Below are 17,919 nucleotides of genomic sequence, written 5' to 3' on the forward strand. Positions count from 1 at the left end.
CGCATCAAAACTGGCATAACAGGTGTATTAATCGATTAAGCAGAATGCGTGAGAGTAATAGATCTTCGGATTTAACGCAGTGTGAAGGTTAATTGTGTCTAGTTATGCATTTGCAAACCTCGAGAACCCCGCTAAGTCCGATGAATCGTCATTATTCATGGCATGCTCTAACAGCAACGACGTGCTACTAACTAATCAAGCTATCCAAAGCGCGTCCTAACGTTCAGCGCTCTCAACGGCGTAATGCGTATAACGCGGTTAAAGGTCTCGTACTAATGCGCGGCTACTAATGGCGTGCGCGCAGAATCAAATTACCTGGCTGGTAAATAATAATCGTGCGCCCCTCGCGGGCAATCCATCCGCGGTTTGTAAAGTCCATCAAAGCTTTATTCACTGTTTCACGTGAGGTTCCCACCAGCTGAGCAAGCTCTTCCTGCGTCAAATCGTGCGGCACAACGAGACCTTGCACACCCGGCTCTCCAAAGCGCTTTGCCAAATCAATTAATGTCTTCGATAAACGGGCAGGAACGTCCATAAAGACGAGGTCGCTAATGCGTTCGTTATTCATGCGCATGCGTCGAGCCAGCACTTGGAGCATATTTACTGCTACGCGAGGATGTTCGTCGAGCCAAGAGAAAAGCACGTGAGAGGTGAGAGATAGGGTTGTTGTGGAATTTACCATGCTCACTGCCGATGCTGTACGTGGCCCGCCTTGAGGGTCGAAAACGGGAATCTCGCCTGCAATCTCACCAGCGCCGGAGATGCTTAACAATTGCACGCGATGATCATAGGATTCGCGGGTAAGTTTAATGCGTCCGCGTTCGATAATATACATATTGGTGTCTTCGTTACCCTCATGGAAGATGTATTCGCCTTTTGCATAAGTGCGATGTTCCAAATAGGGCAACAGTTGACGCGCATCTTCCAAGGGTACGTGCTCGAAAAGAGCCGTGTGGCGCAAAGTCTGCTCTAAGTCAATTAAGTTGTCGTCCAAAGTGTTCGAATCAGCGACCATGCTTCCTCGTTTCATCGGTTCAACGCGTGTACAACGGATTTCATAGGTAAATCTGTTTACTAATCATAATGAATGGGTATGAATTCACACTCTGAAAAGCTAAAATTTTCTTAAAACGAGCTATTGTAATTTTTTAAACGAGCTATTCTGTTTGGTTAAAAGGTACTATCTGTGCGATAATGTTCACATGATTTCATCACAGAGACAACAATTGATACTTGGACGTTTGCGTACGCGCGGCGCTGTGCGTATTGCAGGATTAGCAGAAGAATTTGGCGTGTCAGCTATGACAATTAGGCGTGATATTGCTGAGCTTGCCGATAAAGGGTTGGTTAAGCGTGTGCATGGTGGCGCTGTGTCGAGTTCTACGTTACTGGCGGAACCTCTGTTTGCTGTTAAATCGCAAATGGATGTGGGGCTTAAAGATTCTATTGCTATGAAAGCAGTGGAGCTTGTGCAGCCGGGAGATGTAATAGCAATTGGTGGCGGATCTACCACGTATGTGTTTGCGCAGCATCTGCTCGAAACTGAGAACTCCACGGGTATTACTATTTTGACTAACTCTTTGCCTGTTGCTGAGCTGGTGCAGACAGCAGAGAATAAAGACGTGGAAGTTATTGTGACCGGAGGGGTGACGACTCGTTCGAATTCTTTGGTGGGGCCTTTGGCGGACCGCGTCATTTCGTCTTTGCGTGTGAACCTTCTGTTTTTGGGAACGCATTCTGTGTCTGTTCCGCGCGGTTTTTTGACGCCGAATTCCTTGGAATCCTCCACGGCGGCTGCGTTGATGTCGATTGCTAACAAAACAGTTGTGCTCACTGACCATACGAAGTGGCAGCTCACATCTTTGTCTTTGTTCGCAGGTTTTGATGATGTTGATGTAATTATTACGGATTCGGGTATTAGTCCTGAAGATGTTGAAGCAACTCGCGAGGTAGCACGTAATCTGATTATTGCGGATTAATGTGCATCATTATGGCTATATAGCTATATAAATGTATGCCATATTCGGGTTGTTCTTATGTGTGCTGACCTGTGCCTTTAAGTGCCTTTACATGCCTTTGCGCACCTGTTTGCAGCCTGTTGGCTGTCTGCTGAAAAGCTTCTTGCTGTTCTGCGACACTTTTATTACAAAAAGGCACAAAAAAGCACACATTAGTACAATTTCTTGCTATACTGTGAACTATGACTACATACAATGCATATGAGCCAGGCGATTACGCCCGCAATAATATCCGTATTTCACAGACAACGTTGTCTGATGGTCGCGATTTCTTCTACCTCGATGATGATCCAGACTACGTCTCCGGTAATAAAACTCGTGAGCTTACTGATCCTCGCGTTCTTGCAAACCGCTATGAGCCAGGTATTGATGGTGAAGGCAATCCTATGCCTGTTCAAGCTCCTCAAATGCGTCAGGACCCGTTAACAGGCGACTGGATTCCAATGGCTACTGCGCGCATGAACCGCCCGATTACAGCTGGTCCAGGCGCTACAGCATCCGGTAATCCTTTGGCTGCACGCAAGCCAGGAGATCCTTACCAAGATGGTGAAGTTCCAGATACTGATTACAACGTTGTTGTTTTTGAAAACCGCTTCCCATCCATGACTCGCATTCCTGGCGTTCCAGACGAGGTAAGCTACGTCGATGGCAACCCAATCTGGAAGTCAAAGCCAGCAGTGGGCCGCTGCGAAGTAGTATGCTTTGACCCTAACGAAACAGGATTACCAGCAGACCTCACTCTCAAGCGTATGCGCACAGTTGTTGAAGCATGGGCTTTCCGAACTGCCGAAATCAGCACAATTGAAGGCATCGAGCAGATCTTCCCATTTGAAAATCACGGTCAAGAAATTGGCGTATCTCTGGCTCATCCTCATGGTCAGATTTACTGCTATCCATTTATTGCTCCTCGTCTTGAAACTGAGTTGCAGCACACGCAAGCCTACTTCGAGAAGAATGGCACTGATTTGCTCACGGACTTGAAGAAGGCAGAAATTGAAGCTGATGAGCGTATTGTTTTGCGTAACGATACATGGATTGGCTATGTTCCTGCTGCTGCTCGCTGGCCGCTGGAGGTTCATGTACAGCCATTGCGCGACGATGTGCGAACCCTTGATGAGCTCAACGATAAAGAGCGTTGGGGACTGGCTCAAATGTATTCGCAGCTGCTCAAGCGCGGTAATGCGTTCTTTGATACTGGCGATGGCAAGGGTATGGATTTGCCATATATTTCCGCATGGCATCAGGCACCAATTCACGATGAGCGTCGCGAAAATTACCGTTTGAACTTGCAGTTCTTCTCGTTTAGGCGTTCTGCAAACAAGATTAAGTATTTGGCTGGTTCCGAGTCTGGTATGGCTGCTTGGATTTCCGACACCACTCCAGAAAAGATTGCCGCTCGCTTCCACGAGCTTGGTCCAATCGATATCTCGAACGTAACCGACTAAGGGAGTGCGCAACTATGGCACAGATTGAATTTATTGATGCTTTGGGCGTGGACGATGGCGTGCGCCAAGTTACTGAGCTGTTCCGCGAAGCTTTTGGCGAAGAACCAGCAGGCGTTTGGGATGCTCCAGGCCGTGTGAACCTGATTGGTGAGCACACCGATTACAACAATGGTTTGTGTTTGCCGATTGCTCTGCCACATCGCACATTTATTGCGCTGAAACCTCGCGAAGACACGAAAGTACGCGTTATTTCCACGTTATCCGATGGCAAAGTAAGCGAAGCAGATCTTGATAGTTTGCAAGCTGGCGGTGTTGAAGGCTGGGCAGCCTATCCGGTGGGTGTAGCATGGGCTATGCGTAACACCAACTTTGGCACAGGAGTGCGCGGTTTTGATGCAGCTTTTGCTTCCAGTGTTCCTTTGGGTGGTGGTTTAAGCTCGTCAGCTGCTATGACCTGCTCTACAGCTTTAGCTCTTGATGACGTGTATGACTTAGGTTTCGGGTCCACCGATGAGGGGCGCGTTACCTTAGTACGCATGGCGATGAGCGCAGAAAATGATATGGCAGGAGCAGCAACTGGAGGTTTGGATCAATCTGCTTCACTGCGTTGCCAGGAAGGTATGGCTTTACTGCTTGATTGCGATCCGAAATTATCTGCTGTAGACAGCGTATCTCAGCATGATTTTGATTTGAGTAAACGCGGTTTGGAGCTGCTTGTTTTAGATACTCAGGCGCCACACTCACTTAATGACGGTCAGTATGAATCTCGTCGTCGCCTATGCGAAGAGTCCGCAGCTGCTTTAGGCGTTGACTCTTTGCGTGTGCTTGCTGATGACGTTAACGCTCGTCCTGAGCAGGAACGTGCAGATGCAATAGCTGAGATTATTGCCAAGCTTGATTCTGAGGAAGCGAAAAAGCGTGTGCGTCACGTGCTGACCGAGATTGGTCGCGTTACTGATTTCGTAGAAGCTTTCCGCAACGGCGATATTGCTCGCTCAGGTGAGCTGTTCAATGCATCACATGATTCTCTGCGTGATGATTACGAAGTAACTGTTCCTCAGCTTGATGTTGCAGTAGATGTGGCGCGAGCTGAAGGAGCATACGGTGCTCGCATGACCGGTGGCGGTTTCGGTGGCTCTATTATTGCTTTGGTAGATGAAGGTAAAGCTGAACCAATCGCACAGAAAATTGCTGATGAATTCGATAAGCGCGGATGGAATGCTCCACGAGCTCTTGCTGTGGTCGCGTCTCAACCGGCAGAACGTGTACAGTAAGTAATCCTTATGAGAGAGGGAGTATCTTTCGATGCTCCCTCTCTCATGTAAAGTCTAAACTTTCAGAAGATAATGAAGACCGAGAAATAGAATAATATCGATAAAAATATATGGAATTATGTAGATGAATACTACATAATGTGCTGCACTCCAATCGGAATGTGCGAGGAACTCCAAGTAGTGCCTATATACATCTAACAAACCATATACCAGAATGAGTAAGCAAATCACCCATTTTGTGAATCGTAATACGAGTATCACATCAATGTGCGATAGAAGACTGAAGAGCCATGTATCTTTAAAGTTCATATTCTCTCCTGTCGTTGAGCATGAGTTGGAAGCGACATTGTATCCAATAAACATATAGCATAGCTCACCATTTTCTTCGTAGAGATAATAAAATAAGAATCCGTTCTATATGTTCACGGTGCATCGCAAACCATGTGGCTCTATGTTTTGAAAGTGAATATGCCACGAATGTAGACGTGAAATGTGGCGCACAATGCTTATGCCCAAGCCATGCTCGGCAGAGGAAGTTGTCTGTTGAATACTGTGGGAATTAAAATCAATCAATTGTTGATCGCTTACTCCCACACCATTGTCCTCAATGCTGAGAATATAATGCTCAGATCCATGCGTAGAGGGCTTTACTGTAATCCGAATAATACAGCCGTCGGGGTTATGGTGTAGAGAATTATTGATGAGATTTTCAATCATACGTTGAGTAAGCTGTGCGTCGGCCATAATGGTGGCTTGATACACATGGGGTGCAATAGATAAATCAATCTTAAACTTTTCTGTATCTATGCGGTTCATCACTTCTGAAACAATGTGTCGCAGAAGCCGTGGCAGATTTATTTTTTCCTTGGAAATCTCACAATGACCATAAGTGAGTTTATTAGATAAATTAAGATTAGAGATTAGATCGCGCAATCGTAAACTTTGTTGTTCAATAATCTGCGCCTTGTACTGAACCTCTGGATTGTTATCGTAGTGGCGTGCCAGAGCGTCTGCTTGTCCTAAAATCAAGGTCAGTGGTGTGCGTATATCGTGCGATACTCCTGCAATCCATTCCGTTCTTTCGTGTTCTCTGCTCTTCATCCATCGCCGTTGAATCCACAGAGGGACCGCAATCATAATAATGACATCGGCAGTAAGGAGCACAGGAAGAAAAGTAATAAGGTGCTTCATGGCGAAAATATTATACTCTAACTGATATTTCCAGATAGAGTTCTTAGTACTTCCCACAACAAGGAGATGCGAGTTTTTGAGGGCATAGATGTGCACAGGATAATCATCGAGGTAGTAGCGAGAAAACCGTGCTACATCGCTCAAACTGTACTCTTTGCCTAATGAGGAAGGCATGTTGTAACTCCACACCACCGTGCCTTCAGGGTTAATAATCATAGCAAACTGTTTGTTATCGCCCAGCTCACGTGTAATCTCATCGGATACAGTATATGATGATGAAGAATTTAGTTCAGATAGGAGGGTGGTTTCTGTATTTTTTGTCGTAGTTGTTTGTGCTTGATTGGTCAGCACGAAAAGTATGCACAGATTAGCCAGTATAACCGCGCAAAAAAGAGCAAGAGTAATAAAGAGAAGTTGCGAATGATGGGAAGATTTTTTAGCCATTACTTCTCCAACTTATAGCCTAAGCCGCGCACAGTAACTACATAGACAGGGTGCGAGGGGTCAATTTCAACTTTTTCGCGCAGATGACGGATATGAACAATCAGCGAGCTTTCTAATCCAAAACTTTTACCCGGCCAGAGCGCATCGCATAATGAGTCAATAGTCACAATCCGTCCGCGGTTATCTGCCAATGTTTTCAGTAAAATAAATTCTTTTGCTGTTAAACTCACCACTTCGTTACCGCGCGTAACCGTTCCAGAATCAAAGGACACATGAGTAGAGCCTAAATGTATTTCATCATGGTGGAGAGCATCTTTATACGTGCGCTTTAAAATAGATCGAATTCTTAAGAGTAATTCTCGAGGCAGGAATGGCTTAGTAATGTAATCATCAGCACCCAAACCTAAGCCGTGTAAACGTGCGGAATCTTCATCGCGGGCAGAGAGAAAAATCATGGGTGTGGAAAAATCTGAAATAGTTGCATGAAGTTTCTCATATAAACTAAAACCATTGCCATCGCGAAGCATGACATCACAGATAATTAAGTCGTAACTGTGGGTAGTAATGGAATTGTATGCTTGCGTGGAAGTGTCGGCAGTATCTACATGTGTATAGCCTTCATCATGCAAAATAGAGCGAACAAAAGTGAGTAAATCTGTTTCATCATCTATTACAAGAATTGAGCAGTCATACAATCTCATATGCCCAGTATAAAGATGATGTCAGTGCCAACACAGAGGTGCTGTATTTCTTAATGTAATCATAATGTAGGCTCAAGGTGCGCTTAATCCTGATTATTTATGCTCTAAACGTGAGCTGAGACGTGAAGGAGAACAGCATGACTACACCTGCTATTGAGCTACGCGATGTCTATAAAGAGTACAAGTCGGTTCGCACGGTCGATTTGAAACACCTGACTGTGCGCAAAGGCGAGATTTACGGATTTTTAGGCCCTAATGGTGCAGGAAAATCTACGACCATGAAGATGATTCTTTCGCTGGTCAAGCCGACATCAGGCAGTATCTGTGTGATGGGCAAGCCTATATCGCGGTGTTCTTATTTGAATCAGATTGGTTCTATGATTGAGGAACCATCGTATTACCCGAATCTTACGGCGTATGAAAATCTTCATGTTTTTCAACAGATGCTCGGTTTCAATAAAGAACACATATGGTCAACTCTTGAACGCGTCGGTTTAGCTGATCTGAAAAATAAAAACAAACTGGTACGCGATTATTCTTTGGGCATGAAGCAACGTTTAGCCTTAGCTTTTGCTCTCGTGAAAAAACCTACTATTTTGTTGCTGGATGAGCCAACCAATGGTTTGGACCCTGCAGGAATTCACGAAATACGTGAACTGATTTTATCTTTAGCACATTCTCAGGGTTTAACAGTTTTTATTTCTAGTCATATTCTTTCGGAAATCGAGCATGTTGCCGACAGAGTGGGCATTATTCATAAAGGACACCTCGTATATGAGGGCGAAGTAGATGCTATTAAATCCAATACGTGGGTGGAGATTGAAGGACGTTTTATCTGCGAAAAAGTTGTCACGCAGCTTCGCGCTATCGAGGTCTATCCACGAGATATTTCTATGCGACGCGTCGTTTTAGATTCACTGAGCGATGACAATATTGCTGCTGTTGTTAAAACGCTTGTGAATGCTCAAGCAGATATTTACGCAGTAGAGAGAAAAACAGAAACTTTGGAAGATATCTTCTTGAGCTTGACTAAGGAGATGTAAAACTATGCGTTTTCTCTATATTGAGTTAGAAAAAGCACGCAGGACTAAGTCTTTTCTTTTTACTGTGCTTCTGGTGACTGTAGCAGTGTTTTGGAATCTCGTGACCCGCATGCAATACCTGAATAAGCCGCAACTGCATCATGTGGGAACTTTATTTAATAGTCAAAGCGTAGATAGTTTGCTCTTACCTCTTGCCGTGTGCTTATTTGTGAGCCGTATTGTGGGTAATGAAAAGCAAGGAGATACCTTCAAACTTCAGCAAAGTAATGGCATAACCATTCTGCTGATTTTCTATTCAAAACTAATACTTACTGTGCTCTTCTTTACCCTTCTGTCTGCTTGCGAAATCGCTATTATTGCTGGTTACGGCTATGCTCTTGGTCTGAGTATTCCTGTAGGCGTGCTGCTCATTCAATGGTGTGCTCAGATTATGGGTTCTTTTATGCTGGCGTTGATATATGTGACTTCTGCCATGCTCATCAACAAGTCAGGGATTATTATTGCCAGTGGTTTTGTGGGCGGATTCCTAGGCATTGTTTTATCGTCGTGGAGTTTGCATCTGTGGGGGATTATTAATATCTGGGCGTTATCGGCATATTTAGCCCCTTATAAGTATCACATCAGCGGTTCAGAGCAAGAATCTTTACGCATGAATTTTGTTGTTGACTCGCAGTTGGGTATTCGTTTTGTTATTGCTCTAGCCCTGTGCGTGTGCGTATATATTGTGTCTCACCGCCTTATCGCTCAGAAAGAAGGACAGTTATAATGACAGCATATATTCGGGCAGAGTGGCGTAAGCTACGTAAAATCCAAATATTAGGTATTAGCGCGGGATTCTTAGCGATTTCTAGTTTTATTGGTTTGGGACTATATTGGGCAAATCTTTCTAGCATCGAAGATGGTACTCAGCCTTTGGTTATGTGGGGACAGCTAACTTTTTATTACAGTCAGTTACTTTGTGCTCCTCTGATGGCTATTATTACGGCTTTATCAGTTATGCCTGAATTTGAGCGCAAAACTGTAGATATGTTGAAGTCCAATAATGTATCTATTCCTCGACTACTCTTCGCTAAAATACTGACAACAACAGTTATGATTATTCCTGTTCAAGTATGCCTATGGATAATTTATATGTGTGCTTCACATGTAGCGGGAATTTCGGAATATAGCTATGCGCTCCAGTTTCTTCAATGGACTGTTGTGTCTGTGCTAGCAGCCATCCCTGTACTGAGCGTGCAAATCTTTTTAAGTGTGAAAACACGTAGTTTCAGTTATTCGGTTGGATTATCAGCATTAGGGGGAATATTGGGCTTCGTGTTCATTTTTGTGAATGAAAAACTTTGTAACTTTTATGTGTATTCACTCCCTATGATTGCTTTGCGCAGCAGAGCTTTACACAGTATGAGTATGACCGAATTAATGCTTATGTGTGCAGTCAGTGCTACATATACTGTGCTGTTTTACATGTTAAGTATTATGCAGCTGAGGAAAGATTAAAAAACAGGGAGGGAACTGCGTAATGTCCTCCCTGTATCGTGTTTTAGTTCTTAAAGCTGTGAACCGGAGCTGGAATATGACCGCCTCGATACACGAACTCGGAACAATCAGAAGTATTTACCGGCATAATTGGAGCGCGACCGAGCAAACCTCCAAACTCAGCAGTATCGCCCACCTTCTTACCGATAACTGGAATAACGCGAACTGCAGTGGTTTTCTGATTAATCATGCCAATGGCTGCTTCATCGGCAATAATGCCCGAAATCGTTGCAGCAGCGGTATCACCTGGAATAGCAATCATATCCAAACCAACAGAGCAGACGCAGGTCATAGCTTCCAACTTCTCAATGGTTAAGTTGCCGTTCGTCGCTGCATCAATCATGTTCTTATCTTCAGATACAGGAATAAAAGCGCCAGACAATCCGCCCACATAGCTGGACGCCATAATGCCGCCCTTCTTCACCTGATCGTTAAGCATAGCCAAAGCAGCAGTCGTTCCTGGGCCGCCAACTTGAGACAAGCCAATCTTCTCCAAAATCTCGCCCACAGAATCACCTACTGCAGGTGTTGGAGCCAACGATAAATCAATAATGCCGAATGGAATACCCAAACGAGCAGAGGCTTCCTGTGCTACGAGCTGACCTACGCGGGTAATCTTAAAAGCAGTGCGCTTAATGGTTTCGCACAAGAACTCGAAGTCCTTGCCCTTAGCTTCGTCCAAAGCGCGCGATACAACGCCTGGACCAGATACGCCCACGTTAATAACGGCATCGCCTTCGGTTACGCCGTGGAAAGCGCCGGCCATAAATGGATTGTCGTCTGGGGCGTTGCAGAAAACGACGAGCTTAGCGTTACCGAGCGAATCGATGTCGGCGGTAGCCTCGGATACTTCGCGAATAACCGAACCCATAAGCGCAACAGCGTCCATATCCAAACCGGTACGGGTAGAACCGACGTTCACGGATGCGCACACGAAATCAGTGCTCGACAAAGCTTGTGGCAGAGAGCGGATAAGAAGCTCTTCGGAAGGGGTCATGCCCTTGGATACGAGAGCCGAGAAACCGCCGAGGAAGTTGACGCCTACAGTTTTTGTAGCGCGGTCGAGGGTCTGGCAAATCTTTACGTAATCGTCGGTGGTCTTGCATGCGCTGGCGCCAACCAAAGAAATAGGGGTAACAGAGATGCGCTTGTTGACGATGGGAATGCCGTAATCGCGCTCAATCTCTTCGCCTACCTTAATAAGGTCCTTGGCATACGTGGTGATTTTGGTGTAAATCTTCTCGCAGACTGTATCGACGTCATCGCTAATGCAGTCGAGCAAAGAAATACCCATAGTAATGGTGCGCACATCGAGCTTTTCCTGCTCGATCATCTTGTTGGTCTCGTGGACCTCCATAATATTCAGCATGAGGGCTCCTCTCTAGATGCTTCCGAGCAGCGGCTTAGATGCGGTGCATCTTGGTGAAGATTTCTTCACGCTGACAACGCACGTTTACACCAATTTCTTCACCTAGAGCTTCCAAATGAGAGTTGAGCTCAGAGAAATCAACGGTGGAGTTGGTGTAGTCAACGATCATCATCATGTTAAAGAAGCCATCGATAATGGTCTGAGAAATATCGAGGACGTTTACATGGCTGTCGGATAAATAGGTGCAGACGCGAGCGATAATACCGACGGTATCGTGTCCTACTACAGTAATGATGGCTTTGTTCATGATGAATCCTTGAGAATCCTTGAATGTTGTGGGCTCTAACGCGCTCAAGGCGCATACGGTTAAAGTATACCGATTTTGCAGAACAAAGCGGTTTGTTGGCGGGCGCTTGGTTAGTTGTTTATTGATTGTTTGTTGTTTATCTGTTGGTCGTTGACGGGAACTGTGAGGCATGACACGTGTGTATACGTCATACCTCACAGCGTAGTTAGCGCAGTCAGTGCATCGTCTGCCTACAGCTGTTCAACCTCTCCCGCGCCCGAAAAATCAAGCTGTCTCCATGCTTCATACAAAGCAATAGACGCGGTATTAGTAAGATTTAGTGAGCGCAGACTTGGACGCATCGGTAGCTTAACCTGTTCAGTCACGTGAGGACCAAAGAACACATCCATAGGGTCAGGAATATCGCCAGGTTCTGGACCAAAGAGCAAAATGTCGGTTGGCTTATACTGCACGTCGGTATAGGTTTTCTCGGCATGAGCGGTGAAAGCGATAATGCGTGAATCTGGCATGGCTTCAACCATAGCTTCGAAACTTGGGTGAATAACGACATGAGCCATGTCATGATAATCCAAGCCAGCGCGACGCAACTTCGTGTCCTTCAAATCGAAGCCGAGTGGCTCAATAAGATGCAAAATAGAGCCGGTAACTGCGCATAAGCGAATTGCCGAACCTGTATTGCCCGGAATGCGAGGCTCGTAGAAGCAAAGATGAGGGGTGTGGGTGACGCGCTTGCTTGCTTCAATAGCTGTGAGCATGGTGTCGGAGACAGTAATAGGATTGCCATGTGCGTCGGTAATAAGCTCATCTGGGGCATAGTTTTTCTTGCGATAGCCGTATTCAAACATGGTTGACTGCTTGACCTGAGTGCCGGAGCCTTGCGCTTGAGCGCCCGTTCTTGATGACTGTGCTTGGGCGGCTGAAGCTTGTGCTTGGGCAGCGCGGTTTTGCTCTTGCTGGGCGATTTTGCGGGCGGCTTCGCGTTTAGCGAGTCCTTCCACGTAGTCCTTGCGTGCGGCGAATTCTTCCGAGTGTTCCGTGCGTGCGGCGGCGGAGTTTATGGCGTTTTTAGACTCGTTCACGGCGGCTGCAATCTTTGTGGCATCGTGCGAGACGGAGTTGCGCGCGGAGTGGCTCGCGGTGGTGGTTGTGGACTCACTCATAGGCTCGCTCGTAGACTTGCGCGTGAAGTTACTTGTGGACTCGCTGGTCTTCGGATTTTGTGCGGCCTTTGTAGAAGCGTTGCCGCTTGTGTTCTGCTCGTTCGTCATATGCACGACAATAGTAACGATGACAGACCAGAGAACACAACAAGCGCAGAATATGTATGAGCTTCTTGCTTCATGGTGGCAGGAGAGTGCTCGCGATTTTCCGTGGCGTTTTGGCAAAACAGATGCGTGGGGAGTGCTGCTTTCGGAAGTAATGAGTCAGCAAACCCCCATGACGCGCGTATTGCCTTATTGGTTGAACTGGATGGAATTGTGGCCAACTCCTGCAGATCTAGCGGCGGCTTCTGCTGCGGAAGTGATTACTGCGTGGGGAACTTTAGGGTATCCGCGCCGTGCTTTGCGTTTGAGAGAATGCGCGCAAGCGATTGTGACGGAGCACGGCGGCACTGTGCCGAGCACGTATGGGCAGTTGGTTGTGTTGCCGGGCATTGGTGATTACACTGCTAGTGCTGTGCTGTCGTTCTCTTACCATGAGCGCATTCCTGTGATTGATACGAATATTCGCCGCGTGCTGTCGCGGGCGGTGGTGGGCGAAGAATCTTTCGGAGGTAGCGTTAGCGCTGCTGAGAGAAAAACTGCTACACAGATGCTGCCATCTGATAGAGAACAATCAGTCTTATGGAATCAGGCAGTGATGGAGCTGGGTGCTGCTATCTGTACCGCGAAAAAACCGAGCTGTGATGATTGTCCGTTGCGTTCTAGCTGTGCGTTTGCTGCTGCTGGATGGCCACGCTTAGGGGAGAAAAGAACCAGGCCAAAACAAAGTTTTGTGGGAACGAACCGTCATGTGCGCGGTCTTATTTTAAAAGCATTGCGTACTGCACCGAAGCATCATCTTGATTATGAGAGCGTTGCAAAAGTCTGGGAAGATTCCGTGCAATTAGATTTATGCATTGCTAGTTTAGATGAAGATGGTCTTATTGTTATGCACGATGATCATTCGCTTGCTTTACCGTAAAAATGAATAAGGTAGACTAACAATCATGGCTGGATTACCAATAAAAAGACGCAAAACCGAGCGTAAGTATATTATTCGCCGCGCAGTAGCTCTGGCTGTTCTTTTTGCCCTGATTATCGGGGGCGGATGGGGAGTATACGCTGCCTTTTTTGCTCGCGATACGAACAAAGTATCTACTGCTCGCAGCAATACGTCTACGTCCAGCACAAAAAAATCAAATAAAGAGCAACAAAATAGTACTGAAGGTGTTTTCCGCTCGGACAGAGCTAAAGATTCAGGTATCCCTGACTGCACAACGCAAAATGTTGCCGTTAAACTTACTGCTGATCCAACAGAAATAACAACAAACGGAACTGTTAATTTTGCGAAAGATTTTACTCATACAGGTTCTACAGATTGCATTCTTAACGTTTCGGATGCATCTATGGTTATTACCATGACGAATGCTGAGGGTGTGCAAGTATGGCGCAGCGACGCCTGCGAAGCTGATCCCGCTGTAATTTTACTGGGGCAAAACGATACGTATCAGAAAAAATCATCGTGGAATGCTGTTGTATCGAATGCGGCAGTAGATAACTCGATAAACGGGCGCGCAACTATTAACGACAGCGGTCATGGATGCATGAATGAAGGGCAAAGTGCTCGTCATGTGACGGCGGGCGAATATACAGCCGAAATGGTCAATATTGCCGATAATACGATGAAATCCGAGCCAATTAAAATTACTGTTAAAGAAGAAAATCAATAAAATTATTTATCGGGTAAACCAAGCTCGCGCACAACATCGCCAACAGTAGCGACTTCAATAATCGTAACGCCGTCAAACTGTTCTTTCTTCGCTCCCGAGCGTAAACGTGGCACAAGAATGCGCGTAAAACCAAGCCGTGCGGCTTCTCGTATGCGATGAGTTAAACGCGGAACAGGGCGTACTTGACCCGTCAAAGAGATTTCTCCTATGGCTGCAGTTGTGCGTGCAATAGGCTTATTCGTCATAGCGCTGACCAAAGCAGCTGCAATAGCCACATCGCAGGATGGTTCTTTCGCTGAACCGCCAGCAATTGTGGAGACGTAGAGATCTTGGCCGAGCAAATTCACGCGCGCATGGCGGTACAAAACCGCCACCAACATAGCTAAACGATTGGTATCTACACCATTGGTGGCGCGGCGAGGAGTGGGAAGAACGGATTGAGTGGTGAGTGCTTGCACTTCGATAGCAAGACTGCGATGACCATCCACCGTAAAACTCACGCATGCTCCAGCAGGAGTCTCTTCGCTATCACTGAGGAATAATCCGCTAGGATCAGATACTTCCTCAATTCCTTCGCCACTCATATCGAAGCAACCAACCTCATCGGTCGGGCCGAAACGGTTTTTAACGGAACGTAGTAAGCGCAAAGCGGTTTGCGTATCGCCTTCAAACTGGCAGACTGCATCAACTAAATGCTCCAGAGTGCGTGGTCCAGCAATAGAGCCGTCTTTGGTGACGTGTCCCACAAGGAGCACAGCAATATCGTTCGCCTTAGCTACGTCAATAAGAGCAGTGGCTACTTCACGCACCTGGGTAGATCCCCCAGGAATACCATCAACTGCCTGTGAATGAATCGTTTGAGCCGAATCGACCACAGCAAGAACAGGCTTCTCTTGAGAAATAAGAGATACAACCGAATCGAGGTCGGTGGTCGATGCCATAAGTAAAGCATCATGAACAGCGCCAATACGCGATGCTCGCATCTGAATCTGAGCAAGAGATTCCTCGCCAGAAATATAGAGAACCTTTGCCTCAGGATTGATGGCTGACTGTTGAGCAGCAATATGACCTGCTGTTTCGAGCAAAAGAGTAGATTTTCCAATGCCTGGCTCGCCGGCCATTAAAATAACCGCTCCAGGCACCACGCCGCCTCCGAGCACGCGATCGTATTCGCTAAAACCTGTAGGGACGCGTGCCGATTGTTTTACTGATTCATCGGTTGTTGCACGTAATAAATCTCCTACGCTGGCAGCCACAACGGGAGTGGAGCGGCTCGTTTTACTTGCACCTCGTGTTACACGTGCTTCATGGAATTCATCGATGGTTCCCCACTCGCCGCAATTTGGGCAGCGACCGAACCATTTTGCACCATTCCATCCGCATTCTGAGCAGACAAATTGAGTAGAAGACTTAGCCATAGCTCCACACTATTTTTGTGCGCAGACAAGGAAAGTAAAGAGGGCTCCAGATTTCTCTGATGCCCTCCCAATGAAGTATATGACGTTATGCTTTAAAGCTTAGCCATGGTAAGGTTCGTCTGATTGCGTAGGAACTTCTGGGTGTGCGAAGTTCTGTGCTGTTTGCTCGGGATGGGTTGGTGCAGCCTGAGTTGGGGGTAGCCTGTGCTGGATATGCCTGACCTGGGTATTCCTGCTGAGCAGGATATGTCTGAGAAGGATAGCCCTGACCTGGAGCTGGTGCGCCACCTTGTGGAGCATAAGCTACGTTTGCTGCTGACTGACGCTGCAATAAGTTACGGTAAAAAGCGGCGCGCGTAGTCAAAAGATAAGGTTGCACAAATAGGCTTGCTAATCCGCCTGTAATCATAACCAAGATGTACCAACCAATAAAGGACAAATCAAGCACAAAAAGTTCCCACTTGTGTCCGCGCATCATTTCCTTCGATGCATTAATAGCTTCAGTTCCCTTCACGGAATAGCCCTGGTTGCCCCAATCTTCAGCAATGTAATAGCTCATCGCGTAGGAATAGCTCTTCACAATTCCAGGAATAAAGAACAACAAACTCCATAATGCTACAAAAATCGTATTAAGTAACCAGTTTATAAAGGTTCCCAGAGCTTTACCGCGTACAAAAGGTTCAATCAGTTCTTTGCCGATGCTCTGATCTTGCCTATCGAAGAAGTGCAAGAAAGACAGAGTAAGGGAAATGGAAACTAGGGAAATAAGCGCAGAGGTAATGAAGGAGAGCGGACCACCAACAGCCATCAAAGTAGTTACAGCAGAGTCAACATCTCCTTGGGCTGCAGATATGAAAGCGCTCACTGTGCTGACGATTTCACTAAAGCTTAAGATGAGAGTTACAATGCAGAAAACAATATAAAGCCCTACAACTTTACCCCATTTACCAGCTAACGAGGCTTTTGCTTGCTGTTTGAGTTCAGCTCGACTATATGGAAACATGGTCAATCCTTTTTCGCTGAAAGAAAATTCGATTGATTTTCATTTTATCGAAAAATATCTACAAGACCTAACATTTTTTGACTCTTGCGATTTTAACGGGGTTATGTAGGTTGTGTGTTCTCAAGTGCGTGAAAATTGTCCTCAATTCTCGCTCATGCGTGAATCATGGAGTACTATACCAAGTCACGTTTCACGCATCATTCAAATCCCTAAACGTTGCAATAATAACCAGATGAAATGAGCCTACCCCAACCAAAAACCCGCTAAGTCCCAAGACCTAACATTTTTTCAGTCCGAAATTTATGCAAGAATAAAAGCATGACTGAGAATAATGAAAACCGTGAAAAAGCCGATGTTGAGCTTGCCAGTGCTCCTGTAGATGAACAGGCTCAAGAACAGGCTGAGGAAGCTATTGAACAGCATAAAAAATCGCATCGTAAGCGCGCTATGGTTCTTACTGTTATTTTTGCTGTGATTGCGGCTCTGCTTGTTACTGCTTTTGTATGGCCAGGTTGGGCGCGTAAAACTGCAACTAATAGCGCTGCTGTGGCAACCGGTCAGGAAGAAGTTGTAGCTGTTGATCCAGTAGCTCTTCCTAGCAACGCTACAGATTTGGAAAAGATTTTGCCAGATACTGTGGGTTCATATGCGCGCGGTGAAGTAAAAAGTACTACTGTATGGCAGTCCGCGGAACCTGTTGAAGAATATGAGATGACGTATACGACGGGAGATAGTTCTGCGGATATTCAACTTACTGTAGGGCAGTGGACGGCTTCTCAGTATGCTAAAGAGCAGTACGATTCGCTTATTCACAATCTGAACTCCGAGGCAACTGCCACGGGAAAAGTGAATGTGGGCGGTAATGAAACTGGCACATACGAAATTCATCCAGACCCAGATAATAAGAAAAATTCAGTTGTGGTGTGGCATAACGAAACAGCAGTTATGTATGCTGTTGGTTCTAAAAATGCAGTGAATAATTTCTTTGCAAACTTCCCGTATTAAAGCTTGAGCAAGTCAGGGTAGCAGGACTCATAAAGCGTGCATAAAAAGTGTATTTTTGCGAAAAATGGTCAAAAATACTCTCTCAGTCGTCAAGCCGTAGTACTATTGGGAAAGTTGTCAATTAACTAGAGGAGGCTCTGATGGGTTCGGTCATCAAGAAGCGTCGCAAGCGGATGAGTAAGAAGAAGCACCGCAAATTGCTACGTAAGACTCGCCACCAGCGTAAGTAGTCT

Annotated in this window: 18 protein-coding genes; 10 read left to right on the forward strand and 8 right to left on the reverse strand. The window is 46.1% G+C overall.

Going from position 1 to position 17,919, the window contains the following annotated elements:
• Positions 1-286: 286 nt before the first annotated feature.
• On the reverse strand, positions 287-1,015 hold the full coding sequence (locus tag HMPREF2909_RS01685; protein WP_071414987.1) for a Crp/Fnr family transcriptional regulator: 729 nt from the start codon (positions 1,013-1,015) through the stop codon (positions 287-289).
• A gap of 187 nt (positions 1,016-1,202) precedes the next feature.
• On the opposite strand from HMPREF2909_RS01685, the gene HMPREF2909_RS01690 reads away from it, so the two are divergent.
• From HMPREF2909_RS01690 to galK, 3 genes are all read left to right on the forward strand, one after another.
• Complete coding sequence (locus HMPREF2909_RS01690) at positions 1,203-1,979, forward strand: DeoR/GlpR family DNA-binding transcription regulator (RefSeq protein WP_021617692.1); 777 nt, start codon at positions 1,203-1,205, stop codon at positions 1,977-1,979.
• A gap of 221 nt (positions 1,980-2,200) precedes the next feature.
• Positions 2,201-3,463 carry a galactose-1-phosphate uridylyltransferase gene (galT, locus tag HMPREF2909_RS01695; RefSeq protein ID WP_071414988.1) on the forward strand — a complete coding sequence of 421 codons (1,263 nt, stop codon included), beginning with the start codon at positions 2,201-2,203 and terminating at the stop codon, positions 3,461-3,463.
• Between the two features lie 14 nt (positions 3,464-3,477).
• Positions 3,478-4,737, forward strand: coding sequence for a galactokinase (gene galK / locus HMPREF2909_RS01700; RefSeq protein WP_071414989.1), 1,260 nt, complete (start codon positions 3,478-3,480; stop codon positions 4,735-4,737).
• A 414-nt stretch (positions 4,738-5,151) separates the two neighbouring features.
• Here the strand turns inward: galK and HMPREF2909_RS01710 are convergent, their stop codons facing one another.
• On the reverse strand, positions 5,152-6,372 hold the full coding sequence (locus tag HMPREF2909_RS01710; protein WP_084797200.1) for a sensor histidine kinase: 1,221 nt from the start codon (positions 6,370-6,372) through the stop codon (positions 5,152-5,154).
• Positions 6,372-7,073: a response regulator transcription factor gene (locus HMPREF2909_RS01715; RefSeq protein WP_071414991.1), complete on the reverse strand. Its 702-nt coding sequence runs from the start codon at positions 7,071-7,073 to the stop codon at positions 6,372-6,374. Before HMPREF2909_RS01715 ends, HMPREF2909_RS01710 begins: the two co-directional genes overlap by 1 nt.
• A gap of 137 nt (positions 7,074-7,210) precedes the next feature.
• Between HMPREF2909_RS01715 and HMPREF2909_RS01720 the strand changes: the two genes are divergently transcribed.
• From HMPREF2909_RS01720 to HMPREF2909_RS01730, 3 genes are read left to right on the forward strand one after another with little or no spacing between them, the layout of a single operon-like run.
• Entirely contained in the window at positions 7,211-8,116 is a 906-nt protein-coding gene (locus HMPREF2909_RS01720; protein ID WP_071414992.1) for an ABC transporter ATP-binding protein, read from the forward strand.
• 4 nt (positions 8,117-8,120) lie between these two features.
• Positions 8,121-8,882 carry an ABC transporter permease gene (locus HMPREF2909_RS01725; RefSeq protein WP_071414993.1) on the forward strand — a complete coding sequence of 254 codons (762 nt, stop codon included), beginning with the start codon at positions 8,121-8,123 and terminating at the stop codon, positions 8,880-8,882.
• Positions 8,882-9,613 (forward strand): ABC transporter permease, encoded by a 732-nt coding sequence (locus tag HMPREF2909_RS01730; RefSeq protein WP_021617701.1) that lies wholly within the window; start codon positions 8,882-8,884, stop codon positions 9,611-9,613. Before HMPREF2909_RS01725 ends, HMPREF2909_RS01730 begins: the two co-directional genes overlap by 1 nt.
• A gap of 43 nt (positions 9,614-9,656) precedes the next feature.
• Here the strand turns inward: HMPREF2909_RS01730 and HMPREF2909_RS01735 are convergent, their stop codons facing one another.
• The 3 genes from HMPREF2909_RS01735 to HMPREF2909_RS01745 form a co-directional block, all read right to left on the reverse strand.
• A complete protein-coding gene (locus tag HMPREF2909_RS01735; RefSeq protein ID WP_071414994.1) occupies positions 9,657-11,021 on the reverse strand; it encodes a PFL family protein in 1,365 nt (454 codons plus the stop codon).
• 34 nt (positions 11,022-11,055) lie between these two features.
• Positions 11,056-11,328 (reverse strand): ACT domain-containing protein, encoded by a 273-nt coding sequence (locus HMPREF2909_RS01740; RefSeq protein ID WP_034297445.1) that lies wholly within the window; start codon positions 11,326-11,328, stop codon positions 11,056-11,058.
• Between the two features lie 230 nt (positions 11,329-11,558).
• On the reverse strand, positions 11,559-12,173 hold the full coding sequence (locus HMPREF2909_RS01745; RefSeq protein ID WP_101636332.1) for a tRNA (cytidine(34)-2'-O)-methyltransferase: 615 nt from the start codon (positions 12,171-12,173) through the stop codon (positions 11,559-11,561).
• 442 nt (positions 12,174-12,615) lie between these two features.
• Between HMPREF2909_RS01745 and HMPREF2909_RS01750 the strand changes: the two genes are divergently transcribed.
• Together HMPREF2909_RS01750 and HMPREF2909_RS01755 are read left to right on the forward strand one after the other, a co-directional pair.
• Complete coding sequence (locus tag HMPREF2909_RS01750; RefSeq protein ID WP_071414995.1) at positions 12,616-13,512, forward strand: HhH-GPD family protein; 897 nt, start codon at positions 12,616-12,618, stop codon at positions 13,510-13,512.
• Between the two features lie 25 nt (positions 13,513-13,537).
• The gene (locus HMPREF2909_RS01755; RefSeq protein ID WP_071414996.1) at positions 13,538-14,260 is read left to right on the forward strand and encodes a hypothetical protein; all 723 of its coding nucleotides are present in this window, start codon (positions 13,538-13,540) and stop codon (positions 14,258-14,260) included.
• 2 nt (positions 14,261-14,262) lie between these two features.
• Here the strand turns inward: HMPREF2909_RS01755 and radA are convergent, their stop codons facing one another.
• Both radA and HMPREF2909_RS01765 read right to left on the reverse strand, forming a co-directional pair.
• Positions 14,263-15,678, reverse strand: coding sequence for a DNA repair protein RadA (gene radA, locus HMPREF2909_RS01760; protein ID WP_071414997.1), 1,416 nt, complete (start codon positions 15,676-15,678; stop codon positions 14,263-14,265).
• An 85-nt stretch (positions 15,679-15,763) separates the two neighbouring features.
• A complete protein-coding gene (locus tag HMPREF2909_RS01765) occupies positions 15,764-16,681 on the reverse strand; it encodes a DUF975 family protein (RefSeq protein WP_071414998.1) in 918 nt (305 codons plus the stop codon).
• A 318-nt stretch (positions 16,682-16,999) separates the two neighbouring features.
• Between HMPREF2909_RS01765 and HMPREF2909_RS01770 the strand changes: the two genes are divergently transcribed.
• Together HMPREF2909_RS01770 and HMPREF2909_RS08755 are read left to right on the forward strand one after the other, a co-directional pair.
• Entirely contained in the window at positions 17,000-17,686 is a 687-nt protein-coding gene (locus HMPREF2909_RS01770) for a hypothetical protein (RefSeq protein WP_084797201.1), read from the forward strand.
• Between the two features lie 140 nt (positions 17,687-17,826).
• Positions 17,827-17,916 carry a 30S ribosomal protein bS22 gene (locus HMPREF2909_RS08755; RefSeq protein ID WP_004268639.1) on the forward strand — a complete coding sequence of 30 codons (90 nt, stop codon included), beginning with the start codon at positions 17,827-17,829 and terminating at the stop codon, positions 17,914-17,916.
• The last annotated feature ends 3 nt before the right edge of the window (positions 17,917-17,919 follow it).

Source organism: Alloscardovia sp. HMSC034E08, assembly GCF_001813415.1.
GTDB lineage: Bacteria > Actinomycetota > Actinomycetes > Actinomycetales > Bifidobacteriaceae > Alloscardovia > Alloscardovia omnicolens.